The sequence below is a fragment of the Lentzea sp. NPDC051208 genome, assembly GCF_040682435.1.
GTDB classification, from domain to species: Bacteria; Actinomycetota; Actinomycetes; order Mycobacteriales; family Pseudonocardiaceae; genus Lentzea; species Lentzea kristufekii.
This window is the reverse complement of the sequence record NZ_JBFBAW010000006.1, coordinates 251,523-271,123: the sequence shown is the minus strand read 5'-3', so window position 1 is coordinate 271,123 and position 19,601 is coordinate 251,523. Positions and strand designations below refer to the sequence as shown.

General features: G+C 69.0%; 20 protein-coding genes and 2 tRNA genes. 15 read left to right on the top strand and 7 right to left on the bottom strand.

Annotation, left to right across the window (positions count from 1 at the left end; all coding sequences use genetic code 11):
- Positions 1–71: 71 nt before the first annotated feature.
- Entirely contained in the window at positions 72–1,697 is a 1,626-nt protein-coding gene (locus tag AB0M48_RS16835) for an ABC-F family ATP-binding cassette domain-containing protein (RefSeq protein WP_363842147.1), read from the top strand.
- A gap of 4 nt (positions 1,698–1,701) precedes the next feature.
- Here AB0M48_RS16835 and AB0M48_RS16830 read toward each other — a convergent pair whose 3' ends face one another.
- Positions 1,702–2,856: an Ig-like domain-containing protein gene (locus tag AB0M48_RS16830; RefSeq protein WP_363842144.1), complete on the bottom strand. Its 1,155-nt coding sequence runs from the start codon at positions 2,854–2,856 to the stop codon at positions 1,702–1,704.
- A 263-nt stretch (positions 2,857–3,119) separates the two neighbouring features.
- Between AB0M48_RS16830 and AB0M48_RS16825 the strand changes: the two genes are divergently transcribed.
- The 5 genes from AB0M48_RS16825 (at position 3,120) to AB0M48_RS16805 (ending at position 7,557) form a co-directional block, all read left to right on the top strand.
- Positions 3,120–3,193, top strand: a tRNA-Lys gene (locus AB0M48_RS16825).
- 331 nt (positions 3,194–3,524) lie between these two features.
- On the top strand, positions 3,525–4,088 hold the full coding sequence (locus AB0M48_RS16820; protein WP_363842141.1) for a lactococcin 972 family bacteriocin: 564 nt from the start codon (positions 3,525–3,527) through the stop codon (positions 4,086–4,088).
- A gap of 208 nt (positions 4,089–4,296) precedes the next feature.
- A complete protein-coding gene (locus AB0M48_RS16815; protein WP_363842138.1) occupies positions 4,297–6,393 on the top strand; it encodes a hypothetical protein in 2,097 nt (698 codons plus the stop codon).
- 35 nt (positions 6,394–6,428) lie between these two features.
- The gene (locus tag AB0M48_RS16810) at positions 6,429–7,091 is read left to right on the top strand and encodes an ATP-binding cassette domain-containing protein (RefSeq protein ID WP_363842134.1); all 663 of its coding nucleotides are present in this window, start codon (positions 6,429–6,431) and stop codon (positions 7,089–7,091) included.
- Between the two features lie 154 nt (positions 7,092–7,245).
- Positions 7,246–7,557, top strand: coding sequence for an SDR family NAD(P)-dependent oxidoreductase (locus AB0M48_RS16805; RefSeq protein WP_363842131.1), 312 nt, complete (start codon positions 7,246–7,248; stop codon positions 7,555–7,557).
- Positions 7,558–7,698: 141 nt separating this feature from the next.
- Here the strand turns inward: AB0M48_RS16805 and AB0M48_RS16800 are convergent, their stop codons facing one another.
- Positions 7,699–8,904: a peptidoglycan DD-metalloendopeptidase family protein gene (locus AB0M48_RS16800; RefSeq protein WP_363842128.1), complete on the bottom strand. Its 1,206-nt coding sequence runs from the start codon at positions 8,902–8,904 to the stop codon at positions 7,699–7,701.
- A 225-nt stretch (positions 8,905–9,129) separates the two neighbouring features.
- Between AB0M48_RS16800 and AB0M48_RS16795 the strand changes: the two genes are divergently transcribed.
- The gene (locus tag AB0M48_RS16795; RefSeq protein ID WP_363842125.1) at positions 9,130–10,071 is read left to right on the top strand and encodes a hypothetical protein; all 942 of its coding nucleotides are present in this window, start codon (positions 9,130–9,132) and stop codon (positions 10,069–10,071) included.
- Between the two features lie 3 nt (positions 10,072–10,074).
- Here the strand turns inward: AB0M48_RS16795 and AB0M48_RS16790 are convergent, their stop codons facing one another.
- Positions 10,075–10,644: a TIGR03086 family metal-binding protein gene (locus tag AB0M48_RS16790; protein WP_363842122.1), complete on the bottom strand. Its 570-nt coding sequence runs from the start codon at positions 10,642–10,644 to the stop codon at positions 10,075–10,077.
- Positions 10,645–10,709: 65 nt separating this feature from the next.
- On the opposite strand from AB0M48_RS16790, the gene AB0M48_RS16785 reads away from it, so the two are divergent.
- Positions 10,710–11,147: a MarR family transcriptional regulator gene (locus AB0M48_RS16785; RefSeq protein WP_363842119.1), complete on the top strand. Its 438-nt coding sequence runs from the start codon at positions 10,710–10,712 to the stop codon at positions 11,145–11,147.
- A 10-nt stretch (positions 11,148–11,157) separates the two neighbouring features.
- Positions 11,158–12,348 (top strand): amidohydrolase, encoded by a 1,191-nt coding sequence (locus AB0M48_RS16780; RefSeq protein ID WP_363842116.1) that lies wholly within the window; start codon positions 11,158–11,160, stop codon positions 12,346–12,348.
- On the opposite strand, the gene AB0M48_RS16775 is transcribed toward AB0M48_RS16780, so the two are convergent.
- A complete protein-coding gene (locus AB0M48_RS16775) occupies positions 12,345–12,566 on the bottom strand; it encodes a hypothetical protein (protein ID WP_363842113.1) in 222 nt (73 codons plus the stop codon). The genes AB0M48_RS16780 and AB0M48_RS16775 overlap by 4 nt on opposite strands.
- Positions 12,567–12,569: 3 nt before the next feature.
- Between AB0M48_RS16775 and AB0M48_RS16770 the strand changes: the two genes are divergently transcribed.
- Positions 12,570–13,628: an NAD(P)/FAD-dependent oxidoreductase gene (locus AB0M48_RS16770; RefSeq protein WP_363842110.1), complete on the top strand. Its 1,059-nt coding sequence runs from the start codon at positions 12,570–12,572 to the stop codon at positions 13,626–13,628.
- Here the strand turns inward: AB0M48_RS16770 and AB0M48_RS16765 are convergent.
- Positions 13,543–13,896 carry a VOC family protein gene (locus AB0M48_RS16765; protein ID WP_363842107.1) on the bottom strand — a complete coding sequence of 118 codons (354 nt, stop codon included), beginning with the start codon at positions 13,894–13,896 and terminating at the stop codon, positions 13,543–13,545. The genes AB0M48_RS16770 and AB0M48_RS16765 overlap by 86 nt on opposite strands.
- A 108-nt stretch (positions 13,897–14,004) precedes the next feature.
- Between AB0M48_RS16765 and AB0M48_RS16760 the strand changes: the two genes are divergently transcribed.
- From AB0M48_RS16760 to AB0M48_RS16750, 3 genes are all read left to right on the top strand, one after another.
- A complete protein-coding gene (locus AB0M48_RS16760) occupies positions 14,005–14,877 on the top strand; it encodes a helix-turn-helix transcriptional regulator (RefSeq protein WP_363842104.1) in 873 nt (290 codons plus the stop codon).
- 25 nt (positions 14,878–14,902) lie between these two features.
- Positions 14,903–15,514 carry a lysoplasmalogenase gene (locus AB0M48_RS16755; protein ID WP_363842101.1) on the top strand — a complete coding sequence of 204 codons (612 nt, stop codon included), beginning with the start codon at positions 14,903–14,905 and terminating at the stop codon, positions 15,512–15,514.
- A 77-nt stretch (positions 15,515–15,591) separates the two neighbouring features.
- Positions 15,592–15,665: transfer RNA gene (locus AB0M48_RS16750), tRNA-Lys, on the top strand.
- A 113-nt stretch (positions 15,666–15,778) separates the two neighbouring features.
- Here the strand turns inward: AB0M48_RS16750 and AB0M48_RS16745 are convergent.
- Together AB0M48_RS16745 and AB0M48_RS16740 are read right to left on the bottom strand one after the other, a co-directional pair.
- Entirely contained in the window at positions 15,779–16,540 is a 762-nt protein-coding gene (locus tag AB0M48_RS16745) for a hypothetical protein (protein ID WP_363842099.1), read from the bottom strand.
- Positions 16,537–17,028, bottom strand: coding sequence for a SigE family RNA polymerase sigma factor (locus AB0M48_RS16740; RefSeq protein ID WP_363842096.1), 492 nt, complete (start codon positions 17,026–17,028; stop codon positions 16,537–16,539). Before AB0M48_RS16740 ends, AB0M48_RS16745 begins: the two co-directional genes overlap by 4 nt.
- 246 nt (positions 17,029–17,274) lie before the next feature.
- On the opposite strand from AB0M48_RS16740, the gene AB0M48_RS16735 reads away from it, so the two are divergent.
- Both AB0M48_RS16735 and AB0M48_RS16730 read left to right on the top strand, forming a co-directional pair.
- Positions 17,275–18,453, top strand: coding sequence for an AI-2E family transporter (locus AB0M48_RS16735; protein ID WP_363842093.1), 1,179 nt, complete (start codon positions 17,275–17,277; stop codon positions 18,451–18,453).
- Positions 18,450–19,496: an acyl-CoA desaturase gene (locus AB0M48_RS16730; protein WP_363842090.1), complete on the top strand. Its 1,047-nt coding sequence runs from the start codon at positions 18,450–18,452 to the stop codon at positions 19,494–19,496. The genes AB0M48_RS16735 and AB0M48_RS16730 overlap by 4 nt, the downstream gene beginning before the upstream one ends.
- Positions 19,497–19,601 lie beyond the last annotated feature (105 nt).

Below are 19,601 nucleotides of genomic sequence, written 5' to 3'. Positions count from 1 at the left end.
GGACGTCCCCCGGACCCCCGATACACCAAACCACCGGCGGCCGCCACGGCCCACCCCTGTCGGAGCGCGCTGTGACCACTCTTGTCGCCAAGGACCTCGCCGCCGGACACGGTGACCGCGTCCTCTTCTCCGGGCTGGACCTCGTGGTCGCTCCCGGCGACGTCATCGGGCTCGTCGGCGTCAACGGCGCGGGCAAGTCGACGTTGCTGAAGACGCTGGCCGGGCTCGTCCCCGCCGAATCCGGCCGGGTGACGCTGAGCCCGCCCGCGGCCAACGTCGGGCACCTGTCGCAGGAACCCGAACGCCGCGAGGGCGAGACCGTCCGCGAGTTCCTGGCCCGGCGGACCGGTGTCGCGGACGCGCAGGCCGCGCTGGACGCGGCCACCGAGGCGCTGACCGCGGGCAACGACGAGGGCTACTCGGACGCGCTCGACCAGTGGCTCGCGCTGGGCGGCGCCGACCTGGAGGAACGGTCGCTCGAGGTCATCGCCGACGTGGGCCTCACCGTCGGCCTCGACGCGCTGATGACCTCGCTGTCCGGTGGCCAGGCGGCACGGGCGGGCATGGCGTCGTTGCTGCTCAGCCGCTACGACATCTTCCTGCTCGACGAGCCGACCAACGACCTGGACCTCGACGGCCTGGAGCGGCTGGAGAAGTTCGTCACGGGCCTGCGCGCCGGCACGGTGGTGGTGTCGCACGACCGCGAGTTCCTGGCCCGCACGGTCACGAGCGTGCTGGAGCTCGACCTGCACCAGAACTCCGTGCGCTTGTACGGCGGCGGCTACGACTCGTACCTCGAAGAACGCGCGCGGGCCCGTCAGCACGCCCGTGACGACTACGAGGAGTTCGCGGACACCAAGGCCTCGCTGGAGGCCCGTGCGCGCATGCAGCGGTCGTGGATGGAGAAGGGCGTGAAGAACGCCCGGCGCAAGGCGGGCGACAACGACAAGAACGCCCGCAAGTTCCGTGCCGACGCCACCGAGAAGCAGGCCTCGAAGGCCCGGCAGACCGACCGCATGATCGAACGGCTGGACGTCGTCGAGGAGCCCCGCAAGGAGTGGGAGCTGCGGATGGAGATCGCCGCGGCCCCGCGTTCCGGTGCCGTGGTGGCGTCGCTGCGGGCGGCCGTGGTCGAGCGCGGCGGCTTCCGCCTCGGCCCGGTGGACCTGCAGATCGACTGGGCGGACCGGGTCGCGATCACCGGGGCGAACGGCGCGGGCAAGTCGACGCTGCTGGCCGCGCTGCTCGGCCGCGTGGAGCTGACCTCGGGCCACGCGACGCTGGGCTCCGGCGTCGTGGTCGGCGAGGTGGACCAGGCACGCGGGCTGTTCCTGGGCGATCTGCCGCTGGTGGACGCGTTCGAGGAGGCCGTGCCGGAGATGAACCCGGCCGACGTGCGGACGCTGCTGGCGAAGTTCGGCCTGAAGGCGGTGCACGTGATGCGCCCGGCGGCGTCGCTCTCACCGGGTGAGCGGACGCGGGCGGCGCTGGCGTTGCTGCAGGGCCGCGGGGTCAACCTGCTGGTGCTGGACGAGCCGACGAACCACCTGGACCTGGCCGCGATCGAGCAGCTGGAGTCGGCCCTGGACAACTACCCCGGCACGTTGCTGCTGGTGACGCACGACCGGCGGATGCTGGAGGCGGTGCAGGTGAACCGTCACCTGACCGTGTCGGGCGGTCAGGTGACGGTCTCCTAGGCCGCTAGCGGTTGCCCTGGACCCAGGTGGTCCACGGGACCTGCCAGTCGCCGAAGCCGTCCCACGGCTCCAGCGCCGGACCGCCGGAGTTGGTGACGATCACGACGTCGCCCTGCTTGCTGTTGTCGAACACCCACTTGGCGTTCTCCGGCGACAGGTTGAGGCAGCCGTGGCTCACGTTGCGCTTGCCCTGGTCGCCGATGGACCACGGCGCGCCGTGGAAGAAGATGCCGCTGTTGGACATGCGGTACGCCCAGTCGACCGGGGTCTTGTAGCCGCCGTTCTCCAGCGCGAGGCCGTACGTGGTCGAGTCCATGATCATGTGGTTGTACTTCTCCATCAGCACGTACGTGCCGGTGGGAGTGGCGTCGGCCGGCTTGCCCATCGAGGTCGGCATGGTGCGCACGACCTGGCCGTTGACCTTGGTGATCACCTGGTGCGACTGGCCGTCCGCCTCGTGGATGACCTCGTCGCCGACCGTCGTGGTGATCGTGCGGTCTTCCTGGCCGTAGATGCCGTCACCGATGTGCTTGCCGTAGACCTTGATGTTCATCGTGATCTTGGTGCCCGACTTCCAGAACTTCTCCGGACGCCAGTGCACCTCCTTCTTGTTGAACCAGTAGAAGGCGCCCTCGACCTTGGGCTCGGTGGTGATCTCGAGCATCTTCTCGGCCGCGACCTTGTCGGCCACCGGCTCGTCGAAGTAGAAGGCGAGCGGCTGCCCGACGCCGATCGTGGTGCCGTCCTGGGGGTTCGTCGACACGTACGTGAGCGTGCGCGGCTTCACCGTGGTGAAGGACGACTCCTTGGTCTCCGTCTTGCCGTCCTCACCGGTGGCCGTGGCGACCAGCTTGTACGTCTTGGAGTACCCGAGCGGCTCGGTGTTGGTCCACTGCGTCGACTCGGCGTTCATCTTGCCCTCGACGACCTTGCCGTCGGGGTTGGTCAGCTTGACGTCGGTCAGCTTCCCGTCCGCCGCCGTCGCGATGACGGGCAGACCGGGCGACACGTCGGCCGCGCCGTTGTTCAACGCGAGTGTCAGCGTGACGGGCTTCGGCGGCGGAGGAGGAGCGCTCGACTCCCCACCGGCACCACCACCACTCGCCGGATCGCCCCCACCCGAACAGCCTGCGATCAGCATCACAGCGATTCCCGCCATGACCACCCCACGACCGCGCCTGCTCCACATCCCCATCGACGTACTTCCGATCTGCTTGTCGCCGCTCCCGAGACTGCACGAAGGTGTTTCGTCGTCCCCCGACTAGGTGACGACAGGGGGTGGCTCCGAGTTGCGCAAGTGGCCGGATCGTTACGTGGCGGGCACACCCCCAAACCGGTGCTGACCAGCCGATTGGGAGCGCGCGGAGGCGCTGTGCTAACGTTCTTCACGTCGGAACGAGCAAGCCTCCGGCACACAAACAAGCGCCGCTAGCTCAGTTGGTTAGAGCAGCTGACTCTTAATCAGCGGGTCCGGGGTTCGAGTCCCTGGCGGCGTACTCCAGAGAAGCAGGTCGAGATTCGTCTCGGCCTGCTTCTCTGCTTTTCGGGTACTCAACCGAGTCATCACCTCGCACACCTCCATGCCTCGGCAGCACGATGCCGCGGGGCGTAGCCGGGAGTGCCGTTGCGGTGGAACTGGGCGTTGCTCCGGGTCGTCCGCTCTGAGCCGCGCTGACCACTGGTCCGTGCAACCGAATCGTTCAACCGTGATTGACGCTCCTGCGCCTCATCCATATGATCATTTTCGGGTCTGGGGGCAGATCTTTCCCATTTGACGACAGTGACAGATTCTGGGGGTCTGATCGTCGTTGCAAGATGCTGCATTGAATGACATCGTTGCCATCCTGGTTTTGCCTGTCGTCGATTGCTCGATTCACGTTTTTGATCCTGCACTGTTCATCGCCCCCTGCATCCTTATTCATCACATCAAGGAAGGCGATCATGGCCGGTTTGAGGAACGCACTGATTGTTGGCCTGGCAGTGGGCTCCACTGTGTTCGCGGGAGTGTCGTCCGCTTCGGCGGAGGGTTCGGAAACCTTGGGCTCGGCGAGCGCGGGCAGCGTGATCAAGGGTGCTGACCAGTTCAACGCCGCTGGTGAACTCGTCGGCGGGTCCGAGATCTTTCCCGCCGGGGTGTCGACGCGAAACGGGGATGCGGCCCGTTTCGTCGTCGCTGCGGAAGAGGTGGGCGGCGGAACCTGGGATCGCGGCACCAACCTCGTCAAGGGCTGGTCGAACTACATCCACCCCGACAAAAACCATGGCGCTACCTCGCGGCAGGGAAGCCGATCGGACTCGTCGGACAAGGGTCCGCGCTTGTGGGCCGACACGTCGGTGAACCGCGACATCTTCGACAGCGCTCCGATCGAAGCTTTCTGGCGTGTGAGCTGATCCTGCGGCGGATTGGCTTCGCAGCTTAAGGTGCGGCGTGCCGCCGGCGATCGGCACCGATTTTCAGGCGTTGTTGTGCGACGCGATGCCTGGATTGCGGTGATGAAGGGCCGGCGGCACGTGCGGAGCGTGGGCAGGTTCGCCCTGCGAGAGGCGGAGATGTTCGAGCGGGAAGCCTCACCTGCGACTGGACTCGAAAATGGTAGGCGTGCGGTACATCGGATTGAAGTTCGTGGCCTGTCTCGTGCTGACCACTGCGACGCTGCTGGGTTTCCTGGCCGCCGGGGATTCGGACGAACATCCGGGCTGGCGGGGCAGTTCACTGCTGGAGATCACCGACAACCGCGGCACCGTCTCGTGGGAGCAGGTGGTGGCGACTCTCACCGCGGTCGCTGATCAGCATCACGTCGGCATCATCCGGGTCGACGAGAACTTCTACGACGGCGATCACCGTCGGAACGTCTACGTCACGTCCGGTGATCCGGGGGCGGATGACGCGAGGTGGGCGCGGGATCTGCTGCGTCCTTTCGGCCGGTCACCAGCTCTGGAGCTGACCGTCAAACCCTTCGTTCCAGGCGATGGACTGGACCCCCGGGCCGCGTACCGGGTGTTCGGGCCACCGGATGCGGCACTGGACCTGGCGGCGCGGTTCGACGAGCTCGGTCTGCACGGCACGCCGCCTTCCTCGGTCACGTTCGGCATGGTGTTCCTGCGTTACCTGCTGAGCCTGGCGGGCCTGGCCGTCGCGCTGGTGACCGGGCTGGTCACGTTGACCGTCGGATCGGTGCTGCTCAGCGCCCGGCGATATGCGGTGTGGCGTCTGCACGGTGCTTCAGTGCTGCAGATGATGTGGCGGGACGCGCGAGCACTGGCCCCGTTCTGCGCGACGACCACTCTGGTGTTCGGCGCGGCGGTTTGCGCTTTCCTGTTCTGGTACAACGGGTGGAATCAGTTCTCCGTGTTCGCCCGTTTCGCCGGAAACACTGCTGTGGCCACCGGAATTGTCGTGGTGTTGTCCTACGTCATCGCAGTCCTCGCGGTGTCCGTGACTTCCACGGTGGAGGCGTTGAAGGGAAGGATGCGGCTGGGCCCGGCGATGGCGTTGCTGTACCCGCTGAGAGTGGCCGCCGTCCTGCTGGTCGTTCCCGCGGTAGCCGGGGTAGCTGCGGACTACACGGGTCTGATGAATCGAAATGCCGCTCTTCCGCACGTTGCCGGCGTGGGCGAATCGGTCAACATCACTTTGCCCGGCTATCGCACCCGGGAGGAGAGTGACCGCAACTACCAGGAAGTCGGCGCGTGGCTGCGGCAGCTGGATTCCCGTGGGCGAGTCACCGTCGTGAAACGGGATTCACTGCAGGCCTATCTCCCGGCAACGGAGTCTCTGGGTGAGACGGAAGTGTTGTGGGTGAACGACACGTTTCTTGCCTCGCAGCCGGTTCTGGATTCCGCGGGTTCCCGGATCGGATCTGCTCCCGAGAACACCGTTCGCATCATCGTCCCTGAACGTCTGAACCAGCACGCCGACTCCATAACCGGCAGTGTTCTCGACAGCTTCGCCCCTGCGGCGTTGCCGGCAGGAGTGGCGGTGCCGCACGTGCAGCGGCTGGCGGCAGCGGATGGGCAGGAGCTTTTCCTCTACGCGGTCAAGAGTCAGAGTTCCAATGCCGACGGCACTCCGATGAACCGGCCGATGGCGCGCGACGCGGTGATCGTCTCGATTCCCAACGGCTCACCGCTGATCAGCGACTCCCGCCTCGCCGCATGGGCGAGTTACTACGGTGCCGTCCTTTCACCGGAGGACGTCACGTCGTCGGTGGGGCGCGATCTGCCTTCCGGCAGCATCTTGGGGATGCTGCCGATCGCAGGGCTGCTCACCGACAACAAGACGGCGGAGATCCGTCGCTTGATCTCCGATTCCCTGATGCTGGTGCTGGTGATTTCCGTCCTGGCGTCGGCTGCGGTCTCCAGCTGCCTGCTCTACACGCGCAAGCACTCTCGCGCGATCTACGCCGGGCACGTCGCCGGTCGCGGTTTCTGGCGCATCCACCGGCGGCAGTTTTTGATCGAGAGCATCATTCCGCTGGCGGTCGCCGCGTGGATCTGCGTGAGCAACTGGCAGCGTGCGGGAGAGGTGGCCACCTACGCCCGCCGCGGCATTCCGGCGCCCCCGTCGGTGCCGGCGCCCGACTGGTGGCGGCTGGTGCCCGCGATGACCGCGTCCATGGCTGCGATCCTCCTGTTCACCGCGCTTCTCGTCGTCGTGCATCGCCGCATCACCGCTGCCGTGCCGGACGAGGCATGATCGTGGCCCGTCGAATCGCTGTGAAGGAACGGTCGATGATTCGTGTTGACGGACTGGGCAAGTCGTTCGGTCGACGGACGCTGTGGTCCGGACTGGACATCGCAGTCGAAGCCGGGCAGGTGGTGGCGATCACCGGTATGAGCGGCACCGGCAAGACGACGCTGCTCAACTGTCTCAGCCTGCTCGATCGCCCGACCGAGGGCCGCATCACCTACGACCGGACAGAGGTGACCGCGCTGAACCGCGGCGCCAGCCGCCGCTATCGGCGTGACAACATCGGATACCTGTTGCAGGACCTCGCTTTGATCGAGGACGCGACGGTCGAGGAAAACCTGCGGCTGGCTCGCACCACCCGGCGCGGCCACGCGGCTCGCCGGCAGGAGGCCCTCGACCGCGTCGGCCTGGCAGGCCGGGAGAAGGAGAAGATCTACCACCTGAGCGGCGGTGAGCAGCAGCGCGTGGCGCTGGCCCAACTGCTCGTGAAGAGCCCGCCGATCCTCCTGCTCGACGAACCGACCTCGGCGCTGGACAACGTCAACACCGGTGTCGTCATCGACATCATGAGCGAGCTGGCGGCCACCGGCGCCGCAGTGGTCGTCGCGACGCACAACGACCAGATCCGAGCCCGTGCCGATGTCGAACACGAGCTCCGCCACTGCGGCGATTCCGGGCTCGAAGCCGGCGTCACCGCCAGGTGATCGATCACCATCGCGAGAACGCCGCTCAACGCGGGGCCGGCACGACCGGATCGGGTAGCTCCACCCCGGTCAACTGGTCGCGACGGCGAGGAGGGACGAGGATGCGGACGCGAGCACGGTATCCCTGAGCTGAGCCCCGACGACGAGGACCAACATGTCGACTGCACGCGCCGCTGCGGTCATCACCGGCGGGACCGGCGGCATGGGGCTGGCAACGGCAAGGCTCATGGGTCACGACCACCGGATCGTGCTGGCGGACCTCGACCGGACGCACCTGGACGATGCGGTGCGCGAGCTTGCCGTGGCCGGAGTCGAAGCGGTCGGCGTGCTGTGCGACATCACCGGCAAGGCATCCGTCGAGCAACTGTTCCAGCACGCGGAGTCTGCCTTCCGCCTTGCCGAGCAACGACCCGACGACTTCGAGCTGTGCTCGCATTCTGCGCGAGCCAAGCACCCGGCTATCTGACCGGGGTCGACATGCTTGGTCGACGGGGGCACCAAGGCCGGAGAGGAGTTCGGAGCGGCTCGGAAACGATCGCCGTGACGGCTCCGTGTGCTCCGGAGAAGCAGGTCGAGATTCGTCTCGACCTGCTTCTCCGTTTTCGGCTCAGCAGTCCGCAGCCACCGGTTCGTTCGAGCCGGTGTCGACGAAACCGTCGCTGATCCACTTGCCGTCTTCGAGCCGGTTCCACAGGTTCGTGCTGCCCCAGACCCCTTCGACGGTCTCGCCGCGGCTGGTGCACGCGATGGCCACCACCGCGCCGTCCGCGACCGTGCCCTCGACCGAGTGGCTCAGGCCGGGTCCGGACCGCAGGTTCACCGTGCTGTTCGGGCCCGCGTCGACCGTGCCGGTGGGCAGCGTCGTGCCGCCACCGCCGTAGTTCGTGACCCGGCCGCCGACGGACACGCGCGTGCTGCCGCGTTGCGCGTAGCCGCCGTAGGCCTGCGAGCCTTCGTAGAACGTCCAGCCGCCGATCGTCATCCCGTTGACGCTCACGTGGGTGTTGCCCCGCAGCAACGAGAAGTGCACGTGCGCACCGCTGCTCGAACCGCCGCACGGCAGTTCGTTGCCGATGTTGCCGAGGTACGTGCCGGTGCGCACGGCACTGCCGTCGGCGAGCGTCGTCAGGTTGTACATGTGGTAGTAGGTGGTGCTGTAACCGTTGTCGTGCACGACTTTCACGAGTGCGCTGCGGCCGACGACGCAGCTCTTGTAGACGCGGCCGTTGCCCGCGGACAGGACCCGGCCGTCACCGCCGTTGAAGTCGATGGAACTGAACGGCCGGCTGCTGCCGCTGTTGCCGTGCGGGCCGCCGCCCATCCACCACGCCACGTTCACCGGCCACGGCAGACCGAGGCCGGTGGGCGCGAGTGCTTGTGCCCGGTTGTTCTGGTTGGCCGCGAACGTCCGCTTCTCGCCGTCGCTGAGCACGCCGGACGGCGCCTGTGCGGCGAGAGCGGCGAACCCGGCGGTGCCGTCGAGCTCGACCCGCCACGCGGAACGTTCCTTGCGGGCCAGGAACAACGCCATGTGCGGTGCCCCGTGCTCCTGGCCGTGGGCGAGCGGGATGGTGGTGCTGCCGAACACCCACGCACCGGACGTGCGGGTCGGCTCGAACAGCGGTTCACGCAAGGTCTGCGTGTCCCACTGCCGCTTCAGCGCGTCGCCGTGCTGCTGGAGCATGGTGGCGCGCACGGTCGTGGCGAGGTCGGTCTCGGCGGCCGTCGCGGACGGCGCGACCGCCAGGGCGGCACCGGTCGCGAGTGCGGAGAGAAGCGCGGCGAATCGGCGCGCGGACAACGGACGGGACATGTGCCCTCCAGGGGAAATCGGCACAGTGCAGGGATTCGGCGGCGTTTGCAGGGGCCGCCGCGCCGATGACATACCGGTGGTCCGACGCGGTCAAGGTTGCCTGTGGCAGATGTCCACAACTGTGGAAAGCACCTTCAATACTGTGGAGGGATACCCACCTTCGTCGGTCATATCGGGCGTGAGCAGCCTTCTAAACTGTTTCTTCCACAGTGGAGGGGGTGCGCGGTGGCCGTTCCGCCCGACGTCGGCCACGAGGTCGAGGTGCTGCTGCACTCCGGTCCGTTCCACGCCGCGTTGCGCGCCGCCATCGAGCGCAGCGGTCTCACGCTGGAACGTTTGCGCGACCGCCTGGACCGCCGGGGCATCCACGTCAGCCTCTCCACGCTGAGCTACTGGCGGCTGGGCCGCAGCCGTCCCGAACGCGCCGACTCGCTGCGCGCGGTCCAGGCCATCGAGACCATCCTCGGCCTGCCGCGGCACTCCCTGGAAGCCCTGCTCGGGCCGCCGCGCCCGCGTGGCAGGTGGGTGACCGAGCAGCGGCAGCCCCGGCGCTACGGGCGGATGCTGGAACCCGCGCAGTCGCTGGCGGAGACGGTGGAGGCGCTGGTCGGTCCGTCCGACAGCGACCTGCGCCTGTGGTCGCAGGACGACGCGGCCACAGTGGACGGCCACGGCGCGCTCCGCTCGATCCACACCAGACAGGTGCTGCGCGCGGTCGCGGGCCACCCCGACCGCTACCTGGCGGTGTACTGCGCGGACGACGGCACGCCACCGGAGGCGTTGGGCGCGGAGGCCGTGCGCAACTGCCGTCTGGGACGCGTGCGGAGGCATCCCCGAGCACCGGTGATCGCCGCGGAACTGCTGTTCGACCACACCTTGCGGGCAGGCCAGACCCACCTGCTGGAGTACCGCTTCACCATCGCGGAGACCGGTGCGGTGGCCCACGACCACCGGCGTGCGTTCCGCTATCCCGTGGGCGCGTACGTGATGAGCGTGCAGTTCACCGAGCCCCGGCTCCCGGTCCGCTGCTACGCCCTCGCGCAGCCCGGCGTGGACGCGGCGCTGGTGCGCGGGGAGGAACTCGCGCTCGCGCCGGGCCGGGTGCTGCACCTGACGGCGAAGGACGTCCAGCCGGGCGTGCTCGGCATCGGCTGGGACTGGTCCTGAGGCTCAAGCCCAGTCCGGCGACCGCCCCAGCGCCGCCAGGATCCGGCGAAGCGGATCCTGGCCGTTCTCGTCCACCGCGGGCTTGAACGGCGCGCCGGGTGCCAGCCTGGTGTCGCCGTCCGGGACCGCCCGCGCGATCCGCAGCGCCGGTTCGGCGACCTCGGGAGCAAGGCGGTAGCCGAGCCCGAGCGAGCGCGCGACGTCCCAGCCGTGCACCACGTAGTCGATCAGGTGGAAGCTCACCGCCTGCACCGCCGGGAAGCTCGCCCCGAACTCCGGCAGCGCGAACTCCCGTTGCGGCACCTCGGGTTCCGCGAACGCGGCCAGCACGTCCTCCGCCGCCTCGGCGTAGCCGGCCGAGCCGGCGGGCCTGACCTCCCAGGCCGCGAGGTCGCCGCCGGTGCCGCGGGCCGCGGCCGCGAAGCCGTGGTGCTGGGCGGTCATGTGGGCGAGCAGATCGGCGAGTGTCCACTCGGCACAGGGCGTGCGTCTGCCCAGGTCGTCGGCCGACACCCGGGACACGATCTCGATGCTGGTCCGCCACCACACCGCGGTGCTGGACGAGTAAGTCATTAATAAGCATGTGCTTACGATATGCACATGCATATTATCGCCGCAAGGTCGCTATCATCCTGTCCGTGGACGGCCGGCGACGTGACCTCGCGGCGATGATCGCGCCGCTGCAGCGAGCGCTGGTCGCCGCCGAGCAGCCGGTGCTGCGCGCCCACAGCCTGAGCATGTGGGGCTACGTCGTGCTCGACGCGCTCGAAGGCCAGCCGGTGCGCACCCAGGCCGCGCTCGCGGAGTTCATCGGCGCGGACAAGAGCCGGATCATCGGCGTGCTGGACGAACTGGAGGCCGACGGCCTGCTGGAGCGCACGCGCGACCCGGCGGACCGGCGCGCACGGCTCGTCTCGATCACCGAGGAAGGCCGTCGCCGGCACGGCGCGGTCCAGGCCGAGATCCAGCGGGGCGAGGAACGCCTGCTCTCCCGGCTGGCGCCCGCCGACCGCGAGGCGCTGCTGCGCTCGCTGGCCGTGCTCGTCGACGAGCTGCCGAAACTCGGCCAGGACTGAGGGAGACACAGTGCCCGACCTGCACGCGCTCTACCGCGATCTGCACGAGCACCCCGAACTGTCGCTGCAGGAGTTCCGCACGGCCGGGGTGCTCGCGGAGGCGTTGCGGCCGCTGGGGTACGACGTCACCACCGAGGTCGGCGGCACGGGCGTGGTGGGCGTGCTGCGCAACGGCGACGGCCCGCTCGTGATGCTCCGGGCGGACATCGACGCGTTGCCCGTGCAGGAGACGACGGGATTCCCTTACGCCTCAACGGTCCGTGCGACCAGTTCGGACGGTGAGGACGTGCCGGTGGCGCACGCGTGCGGGCATGACATGCACGCCACGTGCCTGATCGGCGCGGCCGAACGTCTGTCGCAGACCCGTCAGGAGTGGTCGGGGACGTTGCTCGTGGTGTTCCAGCCGGCCGAGGAACTGGGCCGTGGCGCACGGAACATGGTCGAGGACGGCCTGTTCGACCGGTTCGGCAAGCCTGAGGTGGTGCTGGCGCAACACGTCAGCCCGTTGCCCGCCGGGATGATCGCGTACGGCAGCGGCCCGCTGATGGCGGCCTCCGACTCGGTGCGCGTCACGTTGTTCGGGCGCGGCGGCCACGGTTCGGCGCCGGAGACCGCGATCGATCCGGTGCTGATGGCCGCGCACACCGTCGTGCGGCTGCAGGGCATCGTCGCGCGCGAGGTCGCGCCGTCCGAACGTGCCGTCGTCACGGTCGGACGGTTGCAGGCGGGCACCAAGGAGAACGTCATCCCGGAGACGGCCGAGATCGGCGTCAACATCCGGACGTTCAACGAGCACGTCCGCGGCATCGTCCGGGCGGCCGTCGAACGGATCGCGCGCGCCGAAGCCGCCGCGTCCGGGGCGCCGCGCGAGCCCGAGTTCGACTGGTACGACGGCACTCCGGTGCTCGTGTCTGATCCGGACGCGACCACGAGGACGATGGCCGCGTTCGCCGAGCACTTCGGCAAGAGCAACCTGATCCCCGGCGCGGTCGTCAACGCCAGCGAGGACGTCGGCGTGTTCGGCACGGCCGCGGGCGTGCCGACCGTGTTCTGGTTCCTCGGCGGCACCGACTTCAGCACCCGCGAACCCGGTCGGCCCGTGGCGATGAACCACTCCCCCGAGTACGCGCCGGACGTCGAGCCGACGCTGACCACCGGGGTCGACGCGCTGGTCGTCGCCGCCCGGACGTGGCTCGGTTAGCGTGCGGCGATCCCGTCGTACATGACGCGCCGCAGCGCTTCACTCTGCGCGGCCTGGGCTTCCGGCGTGCGCAGTGAGGAGATCGCGGTGCCGAGGATCATGCCGTTGATGGCCCTGGCGGTGTTGTCGACGTCGAGATCCGCTCGCAGGTAACCCAGTTCGACGCCGTGCGAGAGGTAGGCGGACGTCAGCGCGGCGGCGAGGGACCTGAGCGGCAAGAGGTGGCGATCATCGGCACGGGTGCCACCGCGGTGCAGCTGACTCCCGAGCTGGCCCGGCAGGCCTCCGCGCTGACCGTCCACCAGCGCACACCGATCTGGGTCAGCCCGAAGCCGGACCACCCGATTCCGCCCGCGATCAGGACGTTGTTCGCGCGGCTGCCGTTCGCGCAGCGGGCCGTGCGGTGGCTGGGCAGCGCGATCCTCGAACTCATGATGATCTCGGGGGTGGTGCGCTACAAGCAGTTGCGGGTGGTGAACCGGCTGGCCGAGCGGTGGTGCCGCCGGCACCTGCACCGCCAGGTCCGCGATCCGGAACTGCGGCGCAGGCTCACCCCGGACTACTCGTTCGGCTGCAAGCGGCCCACCTTCTCCAACGACTACTTCCGCACGTTCACCCGGCCGCACGTGCGGCTCGAGACGTCGCCGATCGAGCGGGTCGACGCGTCCGGGGTCGTCACGGCGGAGGGCAGGGCGGAGATCGACGTCCTCGTGCTGGCAACGGGGTTCGACCTCTGGGACACCAACTTCCCGGCGTTCGAGGTGATCGGCCGCGAAGGCAGGGACCTCGGTGCGTGGTGGCGGCAGAACCGCTTCCAGGCCTATGAGGGCGTGACGGTGCCGGGGTTCCCGAACTACCTGTCGCTCAACAGTCCGTACTCCTACAGCGGGTTGTCGTACTTCACGACGATCGAGTGCCAGATGGCGCACATGCGGCGGCTGTTCACGGCGATGCGCTCCCGTGGTTCGTCGGTCTTCGAGGTCACGCAGCGGGCCAACGACGAGTTCCTCCAACGGATGCGCACGAAAGTCGCGCGCAGCTCGGTGTTCTCGCTCGGCCACTGCGCCACCGCGCACAGCTACTACTTCAACCAGCACGGCGAAGCCACGTTGCTGCGGCCGACCTCGACGGTGAGCGCACACCGTGCCGCGAACAGCTTTCCGTTGTCGGACTACGACTTCTCGTCGCCCGGCGTCACTCCGACAGGCAGAGCAGGTGCCCCTGGGGGTCGGCCAGGACGGTCCACTGCCCCTCGCCCGGCTGGAAATCCGGCTTGGTAGCGCCGAGTTCCAGCAACTGCTCGACCGCGAGCGCGACGTCCTCGACGTGGAAGTCCAGGTGCGCCTGCTTGTCCGGACCGGGCCAGGCGGGCGGCCGGTAGCCGGGCACGCGGACGAACGCGAGCTGGACGCCGTTCTCGCCCAGGTAGACGGAGTCGTCGTCGCTGGAGGTGACCTTCCAGCCCGTGACCGCGCGGTAGAACTCGGCCAGCGGGCCGGGATCGGCGCAGTCGAGGACGACCGTGGTGAGCTGCGCGAGTGCAGGCATGTTCCGCTCCTTCTGGGTGGGTGCGCACCAGCCTGCGCCGCGACCGCCTCGCGGGTCTTGAACATCCTTGCGACGAAAAATGTCAGACCCCGTCTCTAGCCTGAGGCAGTGCTGTCCTTCACCGTTCTCGCGGCCCGTCCGGAGTTCACCGTGTCCTCGGTGGACTGCCACGACGACCACCGCGGCTGGTCGGCCGAGCAGCCGCACGCGGACGTGCGGCTCGTGCTCGTGCGCAGTGGAGGGTTCCGCCGCCGTGTCCGGAGCGGGTGCACGGACCTCGACCGCACGGTCGGTTATCTGGGGTTACCCGGCGAGGAGGAGCAGTTCTCCCATCCCGCCGGCGGCGACGTGTGCACGTCCATCAGCCTGCGGCCCGGCCTGTGGCGCGCGCTGGCGGGCGACGCACCGCGGTTCGCCGGGTCGTCGCTGTACGTGGACGGCCGGCTCGACCTCGCCCACCGCCGGCTTCTCGCGGCCGCGCGTGACGACGGGGCCGAGGAGCTGGTGGGCCTCGTGGCGCAGGCCGTCCAGCAGGTCGTCACCACACCGGCCCCGGACGGTGGCGGCGACGAGGCGTTGGTCGCCAGGGCTCGAGGCGTGATCGGCGACGACCATCCGGCTGCCGCGGGACTGATTCCGCTCGCCGGTCTCCTGGGCGTCTCGCCGTACCGGTTGAGCCGTGCCTTCACCCGCGTGCTGGGGGTGTCGCTGACCCGCTACCGCAACGGTGTCCGCGTCTCCCGTGCGCTGGATCGGCTGGAGCAGGGCGAGCCCAGCCTCTCCGTGCTCGCCGCCGACCTCGGGTTCGCCGACCAGGCACACCTGTGCCGCACGGTGCGCGAACACCTCGGACACACGCCGACCGCACTGCGCGGACTTCTGGGGGCGAACCGGGCTCACCAGCGTGGAGAACGCCACACCGCGGACGTCGTTCGTGATCGACGACACGGCGGCGACAGTGAGACGGAGCTCTTACTCTGAGCGCCTCGATGGCGAGAGGTGCTCGATGAAGAAGCAGGCGTACGCGGTCGCCGCGATCGCGGACTCGATCGCGGCGGCCGTGCGCGGCGCCAGGTCCGTGCGCCCCGTGACGAAGACCGCACTGATGCCCGTCCTGGCCGTGACCAGCCCACCCCGCGACGCCGGCATGGCGGTAGGTCTCGCCGGCTCGTGGCTCGGCGACGTGGCGCTGCTCGGCGACTCGGACCGGGCGTTCCGCACAGGACTCTTCAGCTTCCTGGTGGCCCACGTCGGCTACACCGCGGCCCTGGCCCGCCGCTCCTCGCCGGGCTCCCGGAAGGCGGTCGTGCCCATCGTCGCGGCATCGGCCGCGGGGGCCGCCGTGTTCGCCCGCGCGGCAGGCCCGCTGGGCAAGCCGGTGGGCCTCTACGCCCTGACACTCGGCACGATGGTCGCCGCGGCGTCGACGGCCCGCGGCCCCGGCGCACGACGAGTTCTCGGCGGCGCGGCCCTGTTCGCGGTGTCGGACGCCCTGCTCGGCGCGAGCCGTTTCGTCCTCGGGGAACGCGCCGCGCGAGTGGCGTCAGCGGGGGTCATGCCGACCTACGCGGCGGCCCAGTGGCTCCTCCACACGGGGTTCGACAAGTCGAACGGGTGACCCGCGTGAAAACCGGTTGGAACCCCTGTGCTAACGTTCTTCACGTCGGAACGAGCAAGCCTCCGGCACACAAACAAGCGCCGCTAGCTCAGTTGGTTAGAGCAGCTGACTCTTAATCAGCGGGTCCGGGGTTCGAGTCCCTGGCGGCGTACTCCAGAGAAGCAGGTCGAGATTCGTCTCGGCCTGCTTCTCTGCATTGTGCGGGTTCATCCTCGTTCTCCGTTTCTGGCCGGCCACCGAGGTGCCCGGCCATCACGAACCTCCTCACCACTTGTCCGAAGTGACGATCGCCGTCAGCTGCTCGAGGGTCAGCGGCGGTTGTGTCGAGTAGATCCGGCCGCCCGGCGAGTTGATCGCGGCGCCCCAGGGGTCCTCCTGGTTGCTGACGTTCATGAGGACCGTCGTCCCGTCGGGCCGCTTTATGCACGCCAGGTACGACACCGCGCCGGGAGCCGGCCGCGCGGTCTCGGTCGCCAGCCGGGAGCCGTCGGGCAGCGTGCTGACAACGCAGTTCGCCGGACTGGAGTTCCTGCACCACTCGCCGGGCTCGGAATCGCTGGGGTAGATCATCAGGCTGAAGCCCCCGGTGAGACCTTCGGAGGTCAGCGTCCCGCCGACGAGCGCGTTGCCGTCCGGGCCGTCCAGCTTTGTCACGCCCGATCCTGGCTGCTTGGACGGGGAGGCCTTCGGCACGGTCACCTTCTGGGTCACCTCGAACGTCGCGGTGTCGCCGAGCACCACCCTGAACCGGGCGATCAGGTCGTCCGGCGAGGTGGGGACCGGGCTGCGCGCCGTGGTCGTGGCCGGTGCGGTCGTCGGCGGGCCGGCGGCGGGCGTGCCGGAGTCACCCGGCACCAGCCACACCGCACCCGCGAACAGGCCCGCCACCGCGATGACGGTGGCCGCGACGGGGACCAGCCGCACGGTCCGCCGCGGCCGCACGACCGGGGCCCTGCCCGTGGCCGCGGCGTCGACGCGACGCTCCAACTCGGTGAAGGCGTCGTGGAGGGTGCGAAGGTCGCTCATGAGGTCTCCTGGAAGTGGGGTGCGCCGGTGGTGAGGTCGATGCGCAGAACGTTGAGTGCCCGATGGATCTGGCTGCGCACCGTCGGTTCCCTGCACCCCAACTGCGTGGCGATCTCCCTGTCGGACATGCCCGCGTAGTAGCGCAGGACCACGGCCGCCCGTTGCTTCCTGGGCAGGCTCGCGAGGCGGCTGATCATCGCGTCCCGCTCGGCCCGCTCGGCCGCGCCGTCGGAGATCACCGTCGGCTCGACCTCGGCACGCGGGGACGTGCGGGTCAGCATTCTTCGCCAGGACAGGTACTCGTTGACGACCATCCGCCGCACGTAGGCGTTCGGCTCGTCCATCACCGAGATCCGGTCCCAGCGCTCGAACGCCCGGCCCAGCACGTCGCTCACCAGGTCCTCGGCCAGCCACGTCCGGCAGGTCAGGACCATGGCGAACCGCATCAGCGCGGGACGCTGCCTCGCCACGTACTCGGCAAACTCCATCGGCCACTCCCGATCGTCCGGCTCGCTCTCGAATTCGCACCCCTAATGGAGAAGTGACCCCGAACGTTGCATTCGTTCTTCGAGAGCCGGAGCAGACTGTGCCTCACCCCTCGACATCGCCACAGTCCATCCGGGTTTGTGGCCCGGCCGGCGGGGAATCCCCTGGAGAGGCGTGCGGACACGCCATCTCACCGATGACCCCGGACCCCGGCGTCGGAGATCGACTCCGGAGGTACAGCCATCGTGATGACCGACCGCGGGGACCCGTCTCCCACGCGGAACACAATCCCCTCCGCACTGCGCGTGAGTGCGGCGCTGGGCTGGCGCTTCCTCGTCGTGGTGGCCTCGCTCTACGTCGTCGGCGTCATCTTCGGCAGGCTGGCGTCACTCGTCGTGCCGCTCGCGATCGCGCTGCTGCTGGCCGCGTTGCTCGCGCCGGCCGTGGGTTTCCTCATGGCGAAGCGGTTTCCCCGGGGTCTCGCGACGTTCGTGGTGCTCGTCGGCGGACTGGCGGTGCTGGGCGGGTTGCTCACGTTCGTCGTGATGACCTTCGTCAACGGTGTGCCGGACCTCGCGGCGCAGCTGGCACGCAGCATCGACGCGGTGTCCGGATGGCTCGTCAACGGACCGCTGCAGCTCAGTCAGGGTCAGCTGCGCGAGTTCGCCGACCGGGTCGTGAAAACGTTGCAGGACAACCAGTCCGGCATCACGTCGAGCGCTCTCACGACGGCCGCGACGGTCGGTGAGACGCTCGTCGAGATGCTGCTGGTGCTGTTCGCGCTCGCGTTCTTCCTCTACGACGGTCCGCGGATCTGGCAGTTCCTCATCCGCATCGTTCCCGGCGGACCCCGCAGGCGGGTGGACGTCGCCGGCAGGCGCAGTCTCGCCGCGCTGGTCAGCTACGTTCGCGCGACCGGGGCGGTCGCCGTGGTGGACGCGGTCGGCATCGGCATCGGGCTGGCCGTGCTGAAGGTGCCGCTGGCGGTTCCCTTGGCAGCACTGGTGTTCATCAGTGCGTTCGTCCCGATCTTCGGTGCGGTGGTGGCGGGCGGTGTGGCCGTTCTCATCGCGCTCGTCGCGAACGGCCCGGTGACCGCCGCGATCGCGCTGATCATCGTCGTCGCCGTGAACCAGCTGGAAAGCCATGTGCTGCAACCGTTCCTGCTGGGACGGGCGGTCAAGCTGCACCCTCTCGCGGTGGTGCTGGCCATCGCGTCGGGACTGCTCGTCGCGGGCATCGCGGGCGCCCTGCTCGCGGTACCGCTGCTGGCGGTGCTCAACTCCGCGATCCGCTCGCTGCTGAGCGAGGCGGACGAACACGTGGCACCCGCCGACGTGCACACCAGCGAACCTGAGGAGTCCGGGCCGGACGAACCCGGCCTGGACACCGAAGCCGACGAACCGAGAACCGGAGCAGGAACATGACCTCGACCCAAGACGCGCTACCGGCCACAGCCGAACGTCCTCGGGGCAGCGACTTCGCCCGTCTGACCAGAGAGCTCAAGACGGCCGGCCTGCTGGACCGCCGCCGCGGCTACTACGCGCTGCGCATGGCGATCAACGGCGTGCTGCTCGGCGGGATCGCCGTGACGTTCGTCCTGCTGGGCGACTCCTGGTGGCAGGTGCTCCTCGCGGTGGCCCTGGCCGTGGCGTCGACGCAGCTCGCGTTCATCGGGCACGACGCGGGGCATCGGCAGATCTTCCGCAGCCACCGCAACAACGACCTGGTCGGGCACCTGCACGGCAGCCTCACCGGCATCAGCTACCAGTGGTGGGTGGCCAAGCACAACCGCCACCACGCCAACCCCAACCACGAGGGCCAGGACCCGGACATCGAGATCCACGCCCTCGCCTTCAGCCGCGCGCAGGCACACGGCAAGCGCGGCGTGTACGGCTGGATCACCAAGCACCAGGCGTTCCTCTTCTTCCCGCTGCTGCTCGCCGAGGCCGCCGTGCTGCGGATCTCCGGCCTCGTCGCCCTGTTCCGCAGGGAACTGCGCAACCCGTGGCGTGAGGCCGCGCTCCAGTTCGTGCCGCTGGCCGCCTATCTGGTCGCGGTGTTCCTGGTGCTCTCACCGTTGAAGGCCGTCGTGTTCATCGCCGTGCACCAGGGTCTGATGGGCGTCTACCTGGGGTGCTCGTTCGCGCCGAACCACAAGGGCATGCCGATCATCGCCGAGGGACAGCGCCTCGACCACCTCCACAAGCAGGTGCTGACCTCGCGCAACGTCACCGGCGGCCGCTGGGTCGACGCCCTGCTCGGCGGGTTGAACCACCAGATCGAGCACCACCTCTACCCGCACATGCCCCGCCCGAACCTGCGCCTCGCGCAACCCGTCGTCGAGAACTTCTGCGCCCGGCAAGGCATTCCGTACAGCAAGACCACCATGGTCCGCTCCTACGCCCAGGTGCTGCGCCACCTGCACGACGCCGGAGCACCTCTGCGCGGCACGGCGCGGTGCGACTAGCTCGCGTCCGCAGGTCGCAGCGCGGCTGCTTTGAGGTTTCGCTGGTGAGCTCGCGGGTGACGTCGCGGATCGGTTTCTGGTTCCTCGTGGCGTAGCCGAGGATGA

What these genes read in the sequence shown, in the direction of transcription:
- AB0M48_RS16830 (WP_363842144.1), bottom strand. Translation starts at nt 2,856, where the DNA reads ATGGCGGGAATCGCTGTGATGCTGATCGCAGGCTGTTCGGGTGGGGGC.
- AB0M48_RS16820 (WP_363842141.1), top strand. Translation starts at nt 3,525, where the DNA reads ATGACATCGTTGCCATCCTGGTTTTGCCTGTCGTCGATTGCTCGATTC.
- AB0M48_RS16810 (WP_363842134.1), top strand. Translation starts at nt 6,429, where the DNA reads ATGATTCGTGTTGACGGACTGGGCAAGTCGTTCGGTCGACGGACGCTG.
- AB0M48_RS16805 (WP_363842131.1), top strand. Translation starts at nt 7,246, where the DNA reads ATGTCGACTGCACGCGCCGCTGCGGTCATCACCGGCGGGACCGGCGGC.
- AB0M48_RS16800 (WP_363842128.1), bottom strand. Translation starts at nt 8,904, where the DNA reads ATGTCCCGTCCGTTGTCCGCGCGCCGATTCGCCGCGCTTCTCTCCGCA.
- AB0M48_RS16790 (WP_363842122.1), bottom strand. Translation starts at nt 10,644, where the DNA reads ATGACTTACTCGTCCAGCACCGCGGTGTGGTGGCGGACCAGCATCGAG.
- AB0M48_RS16765 (WP_363842107.1), bottom strand. Translation starts at nt 13,896, where the DNA reads ATGCCTGCACTCGCGCAGCTCACCACGGTCGTCCTCGACTGCGCCGAT.
- AB0M48_RS16755 (WP_363842101.1), top strand. Translation starts at nt 14,903, where the DNA reads ATGAAGAAGCAGGCGTACGCGGTCGCCGCGATCGCGGACTCGATCGCG.
- AB0M48_RS16745 (WP_363842099.1), bottom strand. Translation starts at nt 16,540, where the DNA reads ATGAGCGACCTTCGCACCCTCCACGACGCCTTCACCGAGTTGGAGCGT.
- AB0M48_RS16740 (WP_363842096.1), bottom strand. Translation starts at nt 17,028, where the DNA reads ATGGAGTTTGCCGAGTACGTGGCGAGGCAGCGTCCCGCGCTGATGCGG.
- AB0M48_RS16735 (WP_363842093.1), top strand. Translation starts at nt 17,275, where the DNA reads ATGACCGACCGCGGGGACCCGTCTCCCACGCGGAACACAATCCCCTCC.
- AB0M48_RS16730 (WP_363842090.1), top strand. Translation starts at nt 18,450, where the DNA reads ATGACCTCGACCCAAGACGCGCTACCGGCCACAGCCGAACGTCCTCGG.